At 65.4% G+C, this 16,345-nt stretch carries 14 protein-coding genes; 3 read left to right on the forward strand and 11 right to left on the reverse strand.

From position 1 onward, the window contains the following. Positions 1-26 precede the first annotated feature (26 nt). Entirely contained in the window at positions 27-2,381 is a 2,355-nt protein-coding gene (locus QNN99_RS07820) for an alkaline phosphatase (protein WP_229965904.1), read from the forward strand. Between the two features lie 47 nt (positions 2,382-2,428). Here QNN99_RS07820 and QNN99_RS07825 read toward each other — a convergent pair whose 3' ends face one another. From QNN99_RS07825 to QNN99_RS07855, 7 genes are all read right to left on the reverse strand, one after another. Further along, a complete protein-coding gene (locus QNN99_RS07825; RefSeq protein ID WP_229965905.1) occupies positions 2,429-3,112 on the reverse strand; it encodes a response regulator in 684 nt (227 codons plus the stop codon). Continuing rightward, a complete protein-coding gene (locus QNN99_RS07830; RefSeq protein WP_229965906.1) occupies positions 3,109-5,655 on the reverse strand; it encodes a DUF4118 domain-containing protein in 2,547 nt (848 codons plus the stop codon). Before QNN99_RS07830 ends, QNN99_RS07825 begins: the two co-directional genes overlap by 4 nt. Before the next feature lie 4 nt (positions 5,656-5,659). Beyond that, a complete protein-coding gene (gene kdpC, locus QNN99_RS07835; protein WP_229965907.1) occupies positions 5,660-6,268 on the reverse strand; it encodes a potassium-transporting ATPase subunit KdpC in 609 nt (202 codons plus the stop codon). Between the two features lie 88 nt (positions 6,269-6,356). Continuing rightward, the gene (kdpB, locus tag QNN99_RS07840) at positions 6,357-8,600 is read right to left on the reverse strand and encodes a potassium-transporting ATPase subunit KdpB (protein ID WP_229965908.1); all 2,244 of its coding nucleotides are present in this window, start codon (positions 8,598-8,600) and stop codon (positions 6,357-6,359) included. 2 nt (positions 8,601-8,602) lie between these two features. Then, the gene (kdpA, locus tag QNN99_RS07845; RefSeq protein WP_229965909.1) at positions 8,603-10,264 is read right to left on the reverse strand and encodes a potassium-transporting ATPase subunit KdpA; all 1,662 of its coding nucleotides are present in this window, start codon (positions 10,262-10,264) and stop codon (positions 8,603-8,605) included. Further along, entirely contained in the window at positions 10,264-10,353 is a 90-nt protein-coding gene (locus tag QNN99_RS07850) for a potassium-transporting ATPase subunit F (protein WP_229965910.1), read from the reverse strand. Before QNN99_RS07850 ends, kdpA begins: the two co-directional genes overlap by 1 nt. A gap of 247 nt (positions 10,354-10,600) precedes the next feature. Further along, the gene (locus tag QNN99_RS07855; protein ID WP_229965911.1) at positions 10,601-11,101 is read right to left on the reverse strand and encodes a hypothetical protein; all 501 of its coding nucleotides are present in this window, start codon (positions 11,099-11,101) and stop codon (positions 10,601-10,603) included. A 208-nt stretch (positions 11,102-11,309) separates the two neighbouring features. Between QNN99_RS07855 and QNN99_RS07860 the strand changes: the two genes are divergently transcribed. Further along, a complete protein-coding gene (locus tag QNN99_RS07860; protein ID WP_331461764.1) occupies positions 11,310-12,263 on the forward strand; it encodes a lantibiotic dehydratase C-terminal domain-containing protein in 954 nt (317 codons plus the stop codon). A gap of 17 nt (positions 12,264-12,280) precedes the next feature. On the opposite strand, the gene QNN99_RS07865 is transcribed toward QNN99_RS07860, so the two are convergent. Then, complete coding sequence (locus tag QNN99_RS07865) at positions 12,281-12,670, reverse strand: RidA family protein (protein WP_229965913.1); 390 nt, start codon at positions 12,668-12,670, stop codon at positions 12,281-12,283. Positions 12,671-12,704: 34 nt separating this feature from the next. Here QNN99_RS07865 and QNN99_RS07870 point away from each other — a divergent pair, with 34 nt between their 5' ends. Next, positions 12,705-13,217, forward strand: a complete 513-nt coding sequence (locus QNN99_RS07870) for a DinB family protein (RefSeq protein WP_229965914.1) — start codon at positions 12,705-12,707, stop codon at positions 13,215-13,217. On the opposite strand, the gene QNN99_RS07875 is transcribed toward QNN99_RS07870, so the two are convergent. The 3 genes from QNN99_RS07875 to QNN99_RS07885 form a co-directional block, all read right to left on the reverse strand. Next, positions 13,214-13,666, reverse strand: a complete 453-nt coding sequence (locus QNN99_RS07875) for an ester cyclase (RefSeq protein WP_229965915.1) — start codon at positions 13,664-13,666, stop codon at positions 13,214-13,216. The two genes, QNN99_RS07870 and QNN99_RS07875, sit on opposite strands and share 4 nt — an antisense overlap. Before the next feature lie 164 nt (positions 13,667-13,830). Beyond that, entirely contained in the window at positions 13,831-15,468 is a 1,638-nt protein-coding gene (locus QNN99_RS07880) for a ribonuclease J (RefSeq protein WP_229965916.1), read from the reverse strand. 301 nt (positions 15,469-15,769) lie between these two features. Then, a complete protein-coding gene (locus QNN99_RS07885) occupies positions 15,770-16,252 on the reverse strand; it encodes a MarR family transcriptional regulator (protein WP_229965917.1) in 483 nt (160 codons plus the stop codon). Positions 16,253-16,345: the final 93 nt, after the last annotated feature.

Raw genomic sequence — 16,345 nt, forward strand, 5'->3', positions numbered from 1 at the left:
TCATCGCACTCTGGGAGGAATTCGCTGTGAAACAGGCAATCGCGGGAAAACACACGCTGCGGGCAGTGACGACGGCGGCGGCAACCGCCGTCGTTTTGGGAACTGCACCATTCATCGGGCTGCATGGGACGGGAGAAGGTCAGGGAGGAGGCGACGACGGCGGGTCCCCCGCAGCACGGAACGTGATCCTGATGGTCGGGGACGGCATGGGACCGGGTCAGCGCGAAGCCATCCGACTGGCCTTGGTGGGACTAACCGGAGAGTTGGAGATGGATTCCCTGCCCTCCGCCGGCAGGGTGCACACCAACTCCGCGGATCCGGAAAGCTTCGTTACGGACTCAGCGGCGGCCGCCACGGCCATGGCCACCGGAGTCAAGACGTACAACCGCGCCATTGGCGTTGACCTCGAGCAGCAGCCGGTCACGACGGCTCTGGAAGTGGCCGAGGAGCTGGGCAAATCGACGGGACTGGTGACCACCAGCACCGTCACCGATGCCACGCCGGCGGCCTTCGGATCCCATGTTGCGGACCGGGACGAACAGAGTGCCATTGCGCGTCAGTTCCTGGAGAGCAGCCGGCCCGAGGTCATCCTGGGTGGCGGCGAGGATCACTGGTATCCGGCCGGAAACCCGGGGCGCCATCCGGACAATCCGCCGGAAGATCCGTCCGAGCAGAGTGCCGGAACCGAGGGGAATCTCGTCGAGGAGGCCCAGTCCCTCGGGTACGAATATGTTTGGGATCGCGAGGGCCTGCAGGCAGCCGACTCGCCCATGCTGCTGGGCCTCTTCTCCAACGAAGAGATGTTCCAGTACGGCGACGACGTCGAACCCCTGTACCAGCCCACAGTTCCCCTGACGGAGATGACGTCCAAGGCACTCGAAATCCTTGGCTCCGGGGGCGCGGGCGATGGCGGCAACGGCAACGACGCCGATAACGGTGACCGAGCCCAAGGAGACAACGGGAGCCGCGGCAATGACGGATTCTTCCTCATGGTCGAGGAGGAAGGCATCGATTCCTTCAGCCACGTGAACAACGCCGAGCTCACGATTGAATCGGGCATCGAGTTCGACCGGTCAGTGGCCCTCGCCAAGGATTTTGCGGAACAGGACGGCGACACCCTGCTCATTGTCGTGGGTGATCACCAGACCGGCGGCATGACCATTGAAGCCGTCGATGTTCCCGAGCCCGGAGAGGAACCGGACGAGTCCGGAGACGGCCCCTCCGCCGAGGACGGCCCGCTGCCGGTGGCGAACTCGAACCAGCAGTTCATGGTGGACTGGACCACCGGCGGACATACAGCGCTGGACGTTCCCCTCACGGCCATGGGGCCGGGATCAGAACTGCTGAACGGAGTCTACGAAAACACTCGTATCTTCGACGTCATGGTCCAGGTGATGCGTGCGGGCGCGGACGGCGACGGCGAGGGCGGCGGCGGCGGTAATCCTCCGGACTGGAATAAGCCCAAGACCCGCTTCGACCTGCAGTCACACCGCGGCGGACGCGGCGAATACACGGAGGAATCCCTGACAGCCTTTGCCCGATCACTGGAGCTTGGGGTCAGCACCTTGGAACTGGACACGCATTTGACCGAAGACGGCAAGGTGATCGTGTGGCATGACGACTTGATCATGCCGGAGAAGTGCCGGGACACCGCCCCTGCCCGGCCTGCGGACCCCGAGTTCCCCTATGTGGGTGACCGTGTGGCACTTCTGGACCTGGCGCAGATCAAGACCCTCGACTGCGGCTTCCAGCAGCTGCCGGGCTATCCCGACCAGGAGGTGGTGGAGGGTAACCGAATTGCAGAACTCCGGGACTTGTATGCGCTCGCCGATGCCTACGATGCCCGAAAGATCCGCTTCAACGTCGAAACCAAGGTTGAAGATGGTCTGGAGGGCGGTCCGGAAATGGAAGCCCTGGCGCGTGCCGTCGTCGCGGAGGTTGAAGCCTCGGGCCGGGAACGCCGCACCACCATCCAATCCTTTGACTGGGCCGCCCTGAACGTGGTGGCCGACATCGCGCCGGACCTGAAGCTGGTGGCGTTGGCCCACAACGCCGTTGCCCTGCAGGTGGGCCAGCCCGGCGCCGCGCCCCAGCTGGGCGGCATGGACATCGACGATTACAACGGATCGCCCGCCCTGGCCGCCGCAGCGGCCGGGTATGACGTCCTCTCCCCCATCGCCACTTCTGTCACCGCGCAGCTGATCCAAGAGGCGCACGAGGCCGGTCTTCCGGTCATTCCCTGGACCGTCAACACAACGGATGCCATGAACGCCCTGATGGATCTGGGGGTGGATGGACTCATCACCGACTACCCGACACTGCTGCGCTCGGTCATGGAGGAACGCGGCCTGAAGCTGCCGCGGGCTTACAGCCGCTCCTGAGGCATCAGAGACAAGCGCCCGGAGGAATGGAACCTGGGAAAAGCCGGCTAAGCCCGGGCCGGAACAAAGCGGTACCCCATGCCGTGCTCGGTGACGAAGTGCACCGGAACGGCGGGGTCGGCTTCCAGCTTGCGGCGCAGCTGTCCCATGTAGAGGCGGAGATAGCCGGTGTCAGTGGTGCCCGGACCCCATACCTCGGTGAGCAGGGAAGGCTGGCTGATGAGCCGGCCCGGGTACTGCACCAGTGCTTCCAGCAGCCGCCACTCGGTGGGGGTTAGCCGGATGGCGGAACCGTCGGAAATCCGCACCACTGACTTCGCCGCCAAATCCACCCGGACGTCGCCGAAGACCACTTCGGACTGCTCCGGAGCCGCCGGAGTGCGGCGGGTCAGGGCACGGATGCGTGCCATCAGTTCCTCAGTGGAGAAAGGTTTGGTCACGTAGTCGTCGGCTCCCAGGTCCAGGGCACGGACCTTATCGGCAGAGTCGGTGCGGCCGGAGATGACCAGGATCGGTGCCCGGCTCCAGCCGCGCACCGCCTCGATGACCTCCATGCCGCTGAGCCTGGGCATGCCCAAATCCAGGACGATCAGGTCCGGATGCTCTTCCACGGCCTTGCGCACCGCCGCGGCACCGTCGGCAGCCGTTGCCACCTCGTAGCCGTAGGCGGCGAGGGTGATGCGCAGGGCCCGGAGGATCTGCACGTCGTCGTCGGCGACCAGGATTTTCACAGGGCACCCGATTCGCGGGACGGGGCTGAGTCAATCGCAACCGCATCCGCACCCGAAGCCGCACCCGAAATGTCGGCCGCGGGAAGGGACAGCACCATGGTCAGTCCGCCGCCGGGCGTATCCTCGGTCTCCAGCGTTCCCATCATTCCTTCCATGAAGCCCTTGGCCAGCGCCAGTCCCAGACCCAGTCCGGTCAGGTTGTCGGTGTCCCCCAGCCGCTGAAACGGCACGAACACGTCTTCCAGGCGGTCGGAAGAGATTCCCGGCCCACAGTCTATGACGCGTACTTCCACACGGCCGGCAAACGCGCTCGCCGCCAGCACCACCTTGGATCCGGACGGGGAGAACCGCACCGCGTTCGCCAGCAGATTCACCAGGACGCGCTGCAGCAGCACGGAATCGGCCAGCACCGGCGGAAGGTCCGGAGGAATCTCCAGCTCCACTTCGGCCGGGCCCAGGTTCAGTTCTTCCAGGGCCGGAAGCACCACCTCGGCCGTCTCCAGCGGGGCGAGGCTCACGCCAAGCACCCCGGCCTGCAGCCGGCTGACATCGAGCAGGCTCGTGACCAGCCCCGACAGCGTGGCCAGGGATTCCTCAGCAGTGGCCAGCAGCTCGGCGCGGTCCTGCTCGCTCCACTGCACATCCGGGGCCCGCAGCCCGGTGACTGCGGCAGTTGCCGCCGTGAGCGGGCGGCGCAGGTCGTGCCCGACGGCGGCCAGCAGCGCGGTGCGGACCTTGTCGGCGGCCGCGAGGGACCCGAGACCCTCGGCAGTTTGCGTAAGGTCGCCGAAATCCAGGGCAGCCTCCAGCTGGGCAGTGATCACCGCCAGCAGCCGGCGGTCCGAGGCCTCCAGATCGCGGCCGTACAGTTCCAGCACCGCACGGTCCCCGACCGGCAGCCGGGTGGGGGCCGCAGTTCCCGGAACCGTGCCCGCAGCGGCGAGCACGGCGTCGTCGGCCAGCAGACGCACGGTGGTGAGGTTGAAGGCTTCCCGGGTGCGTCCCACCAGTGCCGCCAGGGCGTCTTCTCCGCGCAGGACGTTTCCGGCCACCGAGGCCAGCAGGTCGGACTCGGCGGCGGCGCGGTCGGCCGTGCGGGAACGGCGGGCGGCACGGTCGACAACGAAACTGACCAGCACGGCGTTCACGATATACAGGATCAGCGCGAGCACATGCTCCGGAGTCGCAACCGTAACCGTGTACAGGGGCTGAATGAAGAAGTAGTCAAGGGTGATGCCGGAGAGCAGCGCAGCAAACAGTGCCGGCCAGATGCCGCCCGTGAGGGCCACCAGAATAACCAGCAGCTGGTAGCTGAGCACGTCGCCGGTGATCGAAGCCGGAGTGCTCATGGTCACCAGGAACCAGGTCAGCAGGGGCCCGCCGGCCAGGGCAAGCGCTCCGCCGTACAGCCGCCGGCGCATCGTCAGTGCGCCGCCGAGCCGCGGCAGGACGGGACGTCCGCCGGCCGCGGGGTGGTTGACGATGTGCACGTCGATGTCTCCGGACTCGCGCACCACCGTGGCGCCGATCCCCGGCCCGGTCAGCAGTGCCCAGATCCGCGGCCGGCGGCTGACACCGATGACCAGCTGGGTGGCGTTCACGCCGCGGGCGAACTCCACCAGGGCGTGCGGGACCTCCCCGCCCACCACTTGGTGAAAGGTTCCGCCGAGCTTTTCCACCAGCGCCCGCTGGGCTTCAAGTTCACCCGGATGGGTTTCCCTCAGCCCATCGGGGCTGGTGACATGGACGGCCAGCAGCTCCCCGCCGGCGGAGCGCGCGGCAATGCGCGCGCCCCGGCGCAGCAGGGTCTGTCCCTCCGGCCCGCCGGTCAGGGCTACCACCACCCGTTCGCGTGCCTCCCACTTGTTCGAAATGCCGTTCTCGGCCCGGTACCGGTTCAGGGCGCTGTCCACCTCGTCCGCCAGCCAGAGCAGCGCCAGCTCCCGCAGCGCCGTGAGGTTGCCGAGCCGGAAGTAATTGGACAGCGCCGCATCCACCCGGCCGGACGGATAGATGATGCCCTGAGAAAGCCGGCCGCGCAGCAGCTGCGGAGCAATGTCCACCAGCTCCACCTGATCCGCGGCCCGAAGCACCGAGTCCGGCACCGTTTCGCGTTGCACGGTGCCGGTGATCTGCTCGATGACGTCGTTCAGCGACTCGATGTGCTGGATGTTCACGGTGGACAGGACATTGATTCCGGCAGCGAGCAGGGCCTGGACGTCCTGCCACCGCTTGGCATGGGCCAGGCCGGGGGCATTGGTGTGGGCCAGCTCGTCCACCAGGGCGTAGTCCGGCCGCCGGGCCAGCACCGCATCCAGATTTAGTTCGGACAGCAGCAGGCCGCGATGGTCCACCGCAATGGTAGGCACCGTTTCCAGGCCCTCGGCCATGGCTGCCGTGGCGGCGCGGCCGTGGGTTTCCACCACCGCCACCGCCACGTCCCTGCCCTCGCCGGCCAGCCGCTTGCCCTCTTCGAGCATGGTGTACGTCTTGCCGACTCCGGGCGCAGCACCCAGGAATACCCGGAGTTGTCCTCGTGTCATGCTTCTAAGTGTCCAACTGCGCGAGCGCAATGTTCAGTTGCAACACGTTCACCCTGGACTCCCCCAGCGCTCCTGCCTGCCTCCCTTCCACCGCATCCTCGACCAGCGCCCGCACCTCGTCGGTGTCCAGGCCGCGCTCGGCAGCCACCCGGTTTGCCTGAAGCAGCGCGTACTCGGGACTGATGTGCGGATCGAGGCCCGACGACGACGCCGTCAGGGCGTCTGCCGGCACCTCCTTCGGATTCACTCCCTCGAGGGCGGCGACGGCCTCGCGGCGCTCATCGATTGCCGCTGCCAGGTCCGGGTTCGTGGGACCCAGGTTGGAGCCGCTGGAGGCACCGCCGTCGTATCCGTCACCGGCCGCTGACGGCCGGGACTGGAACCACTGCGGCAGGGCGGCACCCTCCTCGTCGGTGAAGGACTGGCCGATCAGCTCGGAGCCCACTGTGGCGCCGTCCACGGCGACCGGAGATCCGTTGGCCTGGTTGTTGGCCACGGCCTGCCCGATCCCGGTGACAGCCAGCGGATAGACGATGCCCAGGGCCAGCGTCAGGACCACTGCGGCCCTCACCGCCACTCCCAGCTGACGGGCGGACGTGCGTGCGGTACTCATGATGCTCCCTGGTTGTTGACCTGGTTGTTGACGCGCGGGTTGCTTGGTTGATCTGCTTGATGGTCAGTTCCTGCTCCGGGGTGCCGCATCAGAACCCCGGAATCAGGGACACGGCCAGGTCGATGAGCTTGATCCCGATGAAGGGTGCCACCACCCCGCCGACGCCGAAGACCAGCAGGTTCCGGGTGAGGATTCCGGAGGCGTTCGCGGCGCGGTATTTCACGCCGCGCAGGGCCAGCGGAATCAGGGCGATGATCACGAGCGCATTGAAGATCACCGCGGAGAGGATCGCCGACGCCGGCGAGTGCAGGCCCATGACGTTCAGGACAGCCAGTCCCGGGAAAACTCCCATGAACATCGCGGGAATGATCGCGAAGTACTTGGCCACGTCATTGGCGATGGAGAACGTGGTCAGCGCCCCGCGGGTGATCAGCAACTGCTTGCCGATCCGGACAATGTCGATCAGCTTGGTGGGGTCCGAGTCCAGGTCCACCATGTTGCCGGCTTCTTTGGCGGCCGACGTTCCGGTGTTCATGGCCACGCCTACATCGGCCTGGGCCAGTGCCGGGGCATCATTGGTGCCGTCCCCGGTCATGGCTACCAGCTGACCTTTGGCCTGTTCCGTGCGGATCAGTGCCATCTTGTCCTCCGGGGTGGCTTCGGCCAAGAAGTCGTCCACCCCGGCTTCCGCTGCGATCGCCTTCGCGGTGCGCGGATTATCGCCCGTGATCATTACCGTGCGGATGCCCATGGTGCGCAGCTCGGCGAAGCGCTCCTTCAGCCCGTCCTTGACCACGTCCTTCAGGTGCACGACGCCGAGTACCCGGCTGCCGCCGTCGGCGTCGCGGACCGCCACCACCAGCGGCGTGCCGCCGCCGGCAGAGATTTTGTCCACCTGGTAAGCCAGGTCGGAAAGCACATCAACCTTGATTCCGCCGCTCTCGGTTACCCAGTCCATGACGGCCGACCCGGCACCCTTGCGGATCTTCGACCCGTCGGCACGGTCCAGGCCGCTCATCCGGGTCTGCGCGGTGAAGGGAACGCTGACGGCGTCGGCCTCCTTGACGGGAAGCCTGTCCTTTCCGGCGCTGTCAGTTCCCGCCAGCAGGCCGGCGGCCAGGTCCACGATGGACTTGCCTTCCGGCGTCGGATCCTCCGCGGAGGACAGGACGGCGGCGCGGATCAGTTCATCCCGGTCCGCGCTTGCCACCGGAATGAAGTCCGCTGCCTGCCGGTTGCCGTACGTGATGGTGCCGGTCTTATCCAGCAGCAGGGTGGTGACATCTCCGGCGGCTTCGACGGCACGGCCGGACATGGCCAGCACGTTGTGCTGGACAAGGCGGTCCATGCCGGCAATGCCGATGGCGGAGAGCAGCGCGCCGATGGTGGTCGGAATCAGGCAGACCAGCAGGGCCACCAGGACCGGGATGCTCACCGCGGCGCCGGCGTAGCCCGCCAGCGGGTTCAGCGTCACCACAACGACCAGGAAGATCAGTGACAGGGTGGCCAGCAGGATGTCCAGGGCGATCTCGTTCGGCGTTTTCTGCCGGGCTGCCCCTTCCACCAGACGGATCATCCGGTCCACGAACGTCTCCCCGGGCTTGCTGGTAATGCGGACCACGATGCGGTCCGAGAGCACCCGGGTGCCGCCGGTCACGGCTGACCGGTCGCCGCCGGACTCCCGGACCACCGGGGCGGACTCGCCCGTGATGGCCGACTCGTCCACCGACGCAATGCCGTCAATGATGTCGCCGTCGCCGGGAATGATTCCGCCGGCGGTGACCACCACGACGTCGTCGAGCACCAGATCGGCGGAGGCAACCTCCTCGCTGGCGGTGCGGGAGGCCGACGGATCGCCGGCCGGGTCATAGCCGGCAACCCGCTGTGCCGGGGTGGTGGTGCGGGTGGCGCGCAGCGACGCCGCCTGGGCCTTGCCCCGGCCTTCGGCCACCGCTTCGGCCAGGTTGGCGAAGACGACGGTCAGCCAAAGCCAGGCGGCGATCAGCCAGGTGAAGCTTCCCGGCACCGCGCTGCCGCCGGAGGTTCCGGCACCGCCGGTGACGGACTCCGCCACCGCAATGACGGTAATCAGCGCGGCGCCCACCTCCACGATGAACATGACCGGCGTGTGCCACATGATGCGCGGATCGAGTTTGCGCAGGGCTCCGGGAAAGGCCGCGGCAAGCTGGGCGGCCGAGAAGCCGCTGCCCCGCCCGGACTTCGTGCCGTCGCCGGGCCCTGAGCCGTCCGGCGTTTGGTCCGGACCGTTTCCGGCTTTGCCCGCAGAGTTTTTACCGCGGCTGGATGGGGAGTTTTTCGTCAGAGTGGTCATGGTCAGAGCAACCCTTCCGCCAGGGGACCCAGCGCGAGTACGGGAAAGAAGGTCAGGGCAGTCACGATCACGGTGACGCCCGCCAGCATTACGACGGCCTGGGGCCGGTGCGTGGGCAGGGTGCCGGCGGAGACCGGAACCCGGTCCTGTGACGCGAGGGAGCCGGCCAGGGCCAACACGAAGATCATCGGCAGGAACCGGCCCAGAAGCATGGCCAGGCCCAGCGCGGTGTTCAGCCACGGCGTGTTGGCGGTCAGCCCGGCAAAGGCGGAACCGTTGTTGTTTGCCGCCGAGGTGAAGGCGTACAGCACCTCGCTGAAGCCGTGCAGCCCCGGGTTCAGAATGGAGGTGTCCTGCACGTCTTCGCGGATGCCCGGAACGGCGAAGCTCAGCGCCGTGCCGGCGAGCACGAGGGTGGGCATGGTCAGCAGGTAGAGGCTGGCCAGCTTGATCTCGCGCGGGCCGATCTTCTTGCCCAGATACTCGGGGGTCCGGCCGACGAGCAGCCCGGCGATGAAGGAGGTAACCAGGGCCAGGATCAGCATGCCGTAGAGCCCGGACCCGACGCCGCCGGGTGCCACTTCGCCGAGCATCATGTTGAGCATGGCCATCATGCCGCCCAGCGGGCTGAAGCTGTCATGCATGGCGTTCACGGCTCCGGTGGAGGTTGCCGTGCTGGTGGTGCCGAAGAGGGCGGAGGCGGCGATGCCGAAACGCTGTTCCTTGCCCTCCATCGAGCCGGCTTGGCCGGAGGCGGCGGAGAATTCCAGTGCCGTCATGGCCACCAGCGAGACCGTGAAGATGCCGGCCATGGCGGCCAGGATGGCGTAGCCCTGCTTGCGGTCACCCATCATGGTGCCGAAGGTGCGCGGCAGGCTGAACGGAATGGCGAGCATCAGCACAATCTGAACCAGGTTGGTCCACGCCGAGGGGTTCTCGAACGGGTGGGACGAATTGGCGTTGAAGAAACCGCCGCCGTTGGTGCCCAGCAGCTTAATGGACTCCTGAGAGGCGACCGGCCCGCCCGGAAGGGTCTGGGTGCCGCCGCTGAGGGTGGCAACTTCGGTGAAGCCGTTGAAGTTCTGGATGACACCGCCGATGAGCAGGAACAGCGCACCCAGGAAAGCCCCGGGCAGCAGCAGGCGCAGCACGGAACGGGTCATGTCGGTCCAGAAGTTACCGATGGTCGTTTCCTTCCGGGCCGCGAAGGCGCGGACGAGGGCCACGGCCACGGCCAAGCCGACGGCTGCCGAGAGGAAGTTCTGCACTGCGAGCCCGGTGAGCTGGACCGCGTAGCCCATGGTGACTTCCGGCGAGTACGACTGCCAGTTGGTGTTGGCGACAAAGGATGCGGCCGTGTTGAACGCGAGCCCTTCCGGAACGGCCGGCAGGCCCAGCGACCCCGGAAGCAGATGCTGGGTGCGCTGCAGTGCATAGACCAGCAGCAAGCCAACAGCCGAGAACGCCAGAATGCTCCGCAGGTAGGACTGCCAGGACTGCCGCGATCCGGAGTCGACCCCAATGAGGCGGTAAAAGCCGCGTTCAACGGCGAGGTCCTTGGTGGACGTATAAAACCGTGCCATGTAGTCGCCCAATGGGCGGTGGAGCGCTGCGAGCACCACGGCGACGAGGAGGAAGGAGGCCACGGCCGGCCAGAGGCCCATCAGAAACGCTCCGGTCGGATCAGTGCCGCGAGCAGATAAACTGCTGCGGCTGCCGCCAGGGCCAGCGCGAGGACGTCGAAGAAGATCACAGCTTCTCCACCGCCCGGATGCTCAGGAACAGAGCGGCAAAGAATGCCGCGATGCCCAGCACAATGAGAACGTCAAGCAAGGGGACCCCCAGGGATCAAATCGTTGTCCTCTGCCGGCTGCGGCAGCCGGCAGGGCGCGGATGCGCCTTTACGAGTAGATCCCCTGGAAAGGGGCAATTAACGTTTCCTCACGGATTCCTAACGGATCCGGGACGGACCTTAACGGAAATTCAGCGGTACCGGTCCGTTAATCCCTGGGAATAATGCACGGGCAGGCTACGGATCCGCCCGAGCTGGGAGCCGGGCACTGCATGCAAAAGCTGGTCCGTTCAAAAAGGACATCCAGGAATTCGGGAACGGTGCCCGCGGTGGTGCGTCCTCCGGGCGCTGTGAGCAGCGGCGGTGTTGGATGGACATGTTCCAAGTCGAACTCCTCAATCCCCAGGGCGGAGCCGAGCAGGCTGAGCAGCTGCTCCTCGGCCTCCGGGCTCATGGTTCGTCTCTTGGAGATGCACCCGCGGGCAAGGCGCGGTCTGGGCCCGAGGAAACTTACCTCAAAGTATGCGGCCGACCGGCGAATAATGACGTCGACCGCATACATTGGCGGGCCGTCGGTCCACACCACCTCCACGCTGGACGCGTCGAAGGACGTCAGCGCCGTCACCTGGAACAAAACCCCGCCGAAGGATCCGGTCAGTTCGTTGTCCAGCAACGCAGCAAGGGCTGGAGCCCATGAACCGTCTGTCATGCGGTCCTTACCGGATCCCCGTGACCCTGGGTGGTCTGTTGTTTCAGCAGAGCACAGTTACTTTGACTTGGCAATGGATTCTCGATCCTCAAAGGATTAAAGCCCATGCACCATCTCCACCCGCTTCTTACGTGTGACTCTTTGTGGAGTGGGGATTTCCCTGCCGGCAAGGGAATATCACCGGCAATAAGCAAATATGGGGGGGAAAATGTGTCGATTGACTCCTGACAATGGCGCCAGTCTACTGAATCACAAAAACACATGGTGGATCCTGACCATTCAGCCTGCAAGGAAGGAAGTCCGTGACCCGGTGGTTGGTCAAATTGTGACGCCGCTGGCTGCACAGGCCCGGGTGCTGGGCGCCGAGCGGTGGTCTTACAAGCTGTCTCAGGGACCCGAAACATCATCCGTGCAGGTCCGTGTCCTTGCTCCCCCTGCTGTCCTGGAACGTCTGCTGTCTTTCACCCGGGCGCTGGTAAATCACGCTGTTGCCCAGCTGGGCAGCCTGGACATCTCCGAGCAACGGTTCTGCCCTGGCCCGTCCTGCTGGGGAGGAGAGTCCGTGATGCCCAACTTCGAGTCTGCCCTGGCCAAGTTCGGCGGCTTGGAGGGCCTGAACTTGGCGGCTGAAGTTGGCGAGCTGTCCTCCGACCTCGCTGCTTGGGCTCTGTCCTGCTTTCCCAATGCACAGAGCCGCTCCCCGTTGGCGGCACTGCTGCTCTTCGATACCGCACACGCAATGATGCGCGGACCGCGCTCGTCCATCTGGGCTGACCGCAGGAGCGTTTCCTGGGACTACTACTGGGACAGCCATTTGCGCGGCTGCACCGGATCCGTTGGCCCGCAGGCCGCGAAGCTGCGCGAGGACCTCACAGCGCGGCTGGCGCCGCGGATCATGCCCGCCCACCGCCTGATGGCAGTTACGGCTTCGGAACCCGCGGTGGAAAACTGGCGTCGGCGTTGGTCCCGGGCCATCGACGGGTACCTGTACCGAGCGGACAAGGAGCGGGTCAGTCGAAGCGCCCAGCACCTCACTGTGTACCAGGGCAGTCAACTGCTCAACCGTCTCGGTTTTGACGTGCTGGAGGAAGCCGCGCTGGGGCTGTATGCCCGCTCGTGGAGCAAGGACCGTGAAGCCACCCTGCGCGGCCTGCGCCCTTAGGAAGATGCCCGGCCCGCTTAGCCTGGGGACCCGACGGTGGCGACCGCATCCAGCTGCACCTTTGCACCCAGCGGCAGTCCAGCTGCCTGGAGCGTGGTGCGGGCCGGGTGCGGTGCCGGGATGCGCCTGGCGTACACGGCATTGATGGCAGCGAAATCGGAATAGTCCGTCAAATGGATGGTGACGCGCACCAGGCTTTTGAAGGTCAGGCCCTGCTCCGTCAGGAGAGCCTCGAGGTTCGTCAGCATTGCATCACACTGCTCGGCGACATCGGCCGAAACCAGCTCGCCGTCGTCGGGACGCTGTCCAATGATGCCGGCCGTGTATCCCGTGTCGCCGTGCTGCACGAAATGGGAGAACGGAGCTGTGGATTGGTGGAGCTGGGGACTGAAGTGAAATCGCGGCATGGAGGAAGCGTATAGGAGCGGTAGGGTCGCATTCGTGAGTACACCGTCAAGCCATGATTCCGCTGCCTTCGCATCTCCGTTGGAACTGCAGTTCCAAGTATTTCTCGACGACCACCGCGGTGCCCTCTATGACTGCCTCGACGGCATGACCGAAACGGAGGTCCGCAGCAGGCTCGTGCCGTCAAAAACGACTCTCCTGGGACTGGTCAAGCACGCCACCTTTGTGGAGCAGGTGTGGTTCAACGAGGCGATCACGTGCCTTTCCCGAGCCGAAATAGGCTGCCCGGCGGGACCTGACGAGTCGTTCGACCTCACTCCGGAGGACACCATCGCCTCCGTCCGCGCCGCGTACAGCCTGGCCTGTTCGGCGTCGCGGGCCGCGGCAGCGGGCCGCGGAATCCATGACGTTGTGCACGGGAATCGCAGGGGGCCGCTGCCGATGCGGTGGATCTATCTTCATGTGCTCCGCGAACTCGCCCAGCACTGCGGCCATGCGGACGTCCTGCGCGAGCAGATCATTGCCGCACGAGGTGTGGCACGGGCTTAGCCCTCAGCCGCGCCCGGCCTCAAGCGCTTGAGCACGCCGGTCTGCTGGAGCAGCGAAAAGCGGTCCGGCACTCCCCAGTGTTCAGTGATGCGCCCGTCAGCGACAACGGCGATGTCAATTACCGTCACTTCAACCGTCTTTCCGCTCGGCGGTCCGAAAAACGGCCCCGTATTCGTGCCGCGTCCGCGAAAGCGCACCCAGGCGGTGTTGCCGCGCGTTGCCCAGTCTTCGAGTTCATAGCTGATGTCCGGCATGGCCTCGTGGACCTGCCGGATGGCCTCTTTAACGTGGGCAACGGCATCGGGTCCGCGGCCCTCGAGCCCGAACTGGTGCTCGATGAGATCCGGAGAGACGAGCTCGTTCACAAGGGCGGTATCGCCCGTGGCGAAGCCTTCAAAGAGAATGCGCCGCAGGACCCGTACGCTCTCCGGAAGTCCGTCGTCGTCCATTTCAGCTCCTTTGCAGGCGGGTCTGATGGAACGGGGTCTGATGGAACGATAGGACCCGGCCCGCAGCACCGACAGGGCCAGAAGCAAAAAGAAGGTCCGGCGTCGGAATTACGACGCCGGACCTTCTTTTTGCCGCTGCAGGGGGCTACCGCCCCGAGACGGGTTTAGGCATCCACGACAATCGCCGTGACGGCAGGCGTGCGGTTGTAGAAGCGGCGCATCCAGTTGGCAACGGAACGCTCAATGATGACCTCGGGGTCTTCATTGCGGGCACCGCGGCCGCGGCCGTTGGCTGCGTCATTGATGGCCTTTTCCACAACGGCTTCGGCCTTCTTGACGTCGCCCGGGCTGCAGGCGAAGCCCTTGATGAAGAACTCCGGCGGCTCGGCAACCGTGCCGGTGTCCGGATCGATGAGGGCCAGGACCGTGACGGAACCCTGCTCGGAGAGCTGCAGGCGCTCCTTGAGGTCATCCTCGGTGGTGTGGCCGACGCTGTCGCCGTCCACGAAGACCAGGCCGACGGGGATCTTGCCGGAAATCGACGCGCGGCCGCGGCGCAGGTCAACGGTCACGCCGTCTTCTGCGATGACGACGTCGCGCGGGTCCATGCCGGTGGCGACGGCGATGGCCGCGTTGGCCTTCAGGTGGCGCCATTCGCCGTGGACCGGCATGACGTTGCGCGGCTTGACGATGTTGTAGCAGTAGGCCAGTTCCCCGGCACTGGCGTGGCCGGAGACGTGGACCTTGGCGTTGCCCTTGTGGACCACGTTGGCGCCCAACTGGGTCAGGGAGTTGATGACGCTGTAGATGGCGTTCTCGTTACCCGGGATCAGCGAGCTGGCCAGCAGCACGGTGTCATTCTCCTGGATCCGGATCGGGTGGTCCTTGTTGGCCATGCGGGACAGGGCTGCCAGCGGCTCGCCCTGTGAACCGGTGCAGATCAGGACAACCTTGGGGTCATCGGAGCGCTGAAGGGCCTTGAAGTCCACCAGGATGCCCTTGGGGATGTTCAGGTAGCCCAGTTCCTCGGCGATGGTCATGTTCCGGATCATCGACCGGCCCACAAAGGCAACCTTGCGCTTGTAACGGTCGGCAGCGTCAATGACCTGCTGGATGCGGTGGATGTGGCTGGCGAAGCTGGAAACGATGATCCGGCGCGGCGCGGTGCGGAACACCGTGTCGATGGCGGGAGCCAGTTCCTTCTCCGAGGCCATGAAGCCCGGCACGTCGGCGTTGGTGGAGTCCGTGAGGAACAGGTCCACGCCTTCGGCGCCAAGACGGGCAAAACCGGCCAGGTCGGTGATCCGGCGGTCCAGCGGGAACTGGTCCATCTTGAAGTCACCGGTGTGCAGGATCATTCCGGCCTCGGTGCGAATGGCAACGGCAAGGCTGTCCGGGATTGAGTGGTTGACGGCCACGAACTCGAGGTCGAAGCCGCCCATGGTGCGGCGGTCGCCTTCCTTGACCTGGATCAGCTTCGGGGTGATGCGGTGTTCCTTGAGCTTCGCCTCGACGAACGCCAGAGTCAGCTTGGAACCGATCAGGGGGATGTCCGCACGTTCGCGCAGCAGGTAGGGAATGCCGCCAATGTGGTCTTCGTGGCCGTGGGTCAGGACGACGCCAACGACATCGTTCAGGCGGTCACGGATGTACGAGAAGTCAGGCAGGATCAGGTTAACGCCGGGGTGGATCTCCTCGGGGAAAAGGACGCCGCAGTCAACGATCAGCAGTTTGCCGTCGAATTCAAAGACAGTCATGTTTCTGCCGATTTCGCCGATGCCGCCCAGCGCGACAATGCGCATGGTTCCTTTGGCGAGTTCCCGGGGGGCTTTTAGTGCGGCAGCTGTTCTATTCACGGATGAAAGTTCTTTCGTCGAGTACGGGTTTACTACGGGGGTGCTGCAGCTGTTCGCCGCTGCACCAGGAGGTCAGTGGTCCGTTCCGGAGCCGACTCCCCCGGGCCCGCGCGCAGCTATGCGCATCTTGGGCCACCGGACTGTCACCGCTTTGATCGCCCTTTGGATGGTCAGCGGTGATGAGCCCACACGGGCAGAGTCGTCCAAAACCGATGGACATCTCTTATCTTCTCATTTTCTTCTGCTATTACCGCATTCGCCCTGCGGGAGGCCTCCGCACGGTCTCGGCATGGACAGCCTGCAGCCCCTGTTCCAAGGCCCGCAGGTCTTCCAGCGACAGCCGTCTGAGGATCTCGGAACTGAGTTCGGGCCGGTTCGCCACGAGGCGCCTGACGAGGGCCCTGCCCAGCGGTGTGGCATGGACCCGGCGCACTCGGCCGTCCTGTTCATCCTGGGACCGTGCAGCCGCACCCTGCGTGACGAGCCGGTCCACAAGGCCCGACATCGAGGCCAGTGAAACACCGAATGAGTCCGCCAGTCCGCGGCCTGTCGTTCCGTTCTCCGTGGTGGCCAGGACGGCCAGCACCTTCAGCTGCTGGATGGTGAGATCAGTTGTCAGGAGTGAATCGAGGAGAACCGGCAGCGTGGTCGCCTGATACGAATCGGCCAGCGACTCGAGGTTTCGTAATACTTGGTCGCGTTCCTGCCGCTCTTCGGCTCCATCGGTCATGTCCTCACCGTAGTAGCCGGCAGCCGATCAGGAAACATCCAGTGCAATTAGTTAGCCTGAAGTTAACTATTTTCGAATGGTTGAGATCCACGG

It is taken from the genome of Arthrobacter sp. zg.Y820, from assembly GCF_030125555.1.
Taxonomy (GTDB): Bacteria; Actinomycetota; Actinomycetes; order Actinomycetales; family Micrococcaceae; genus Arthrobacter_B.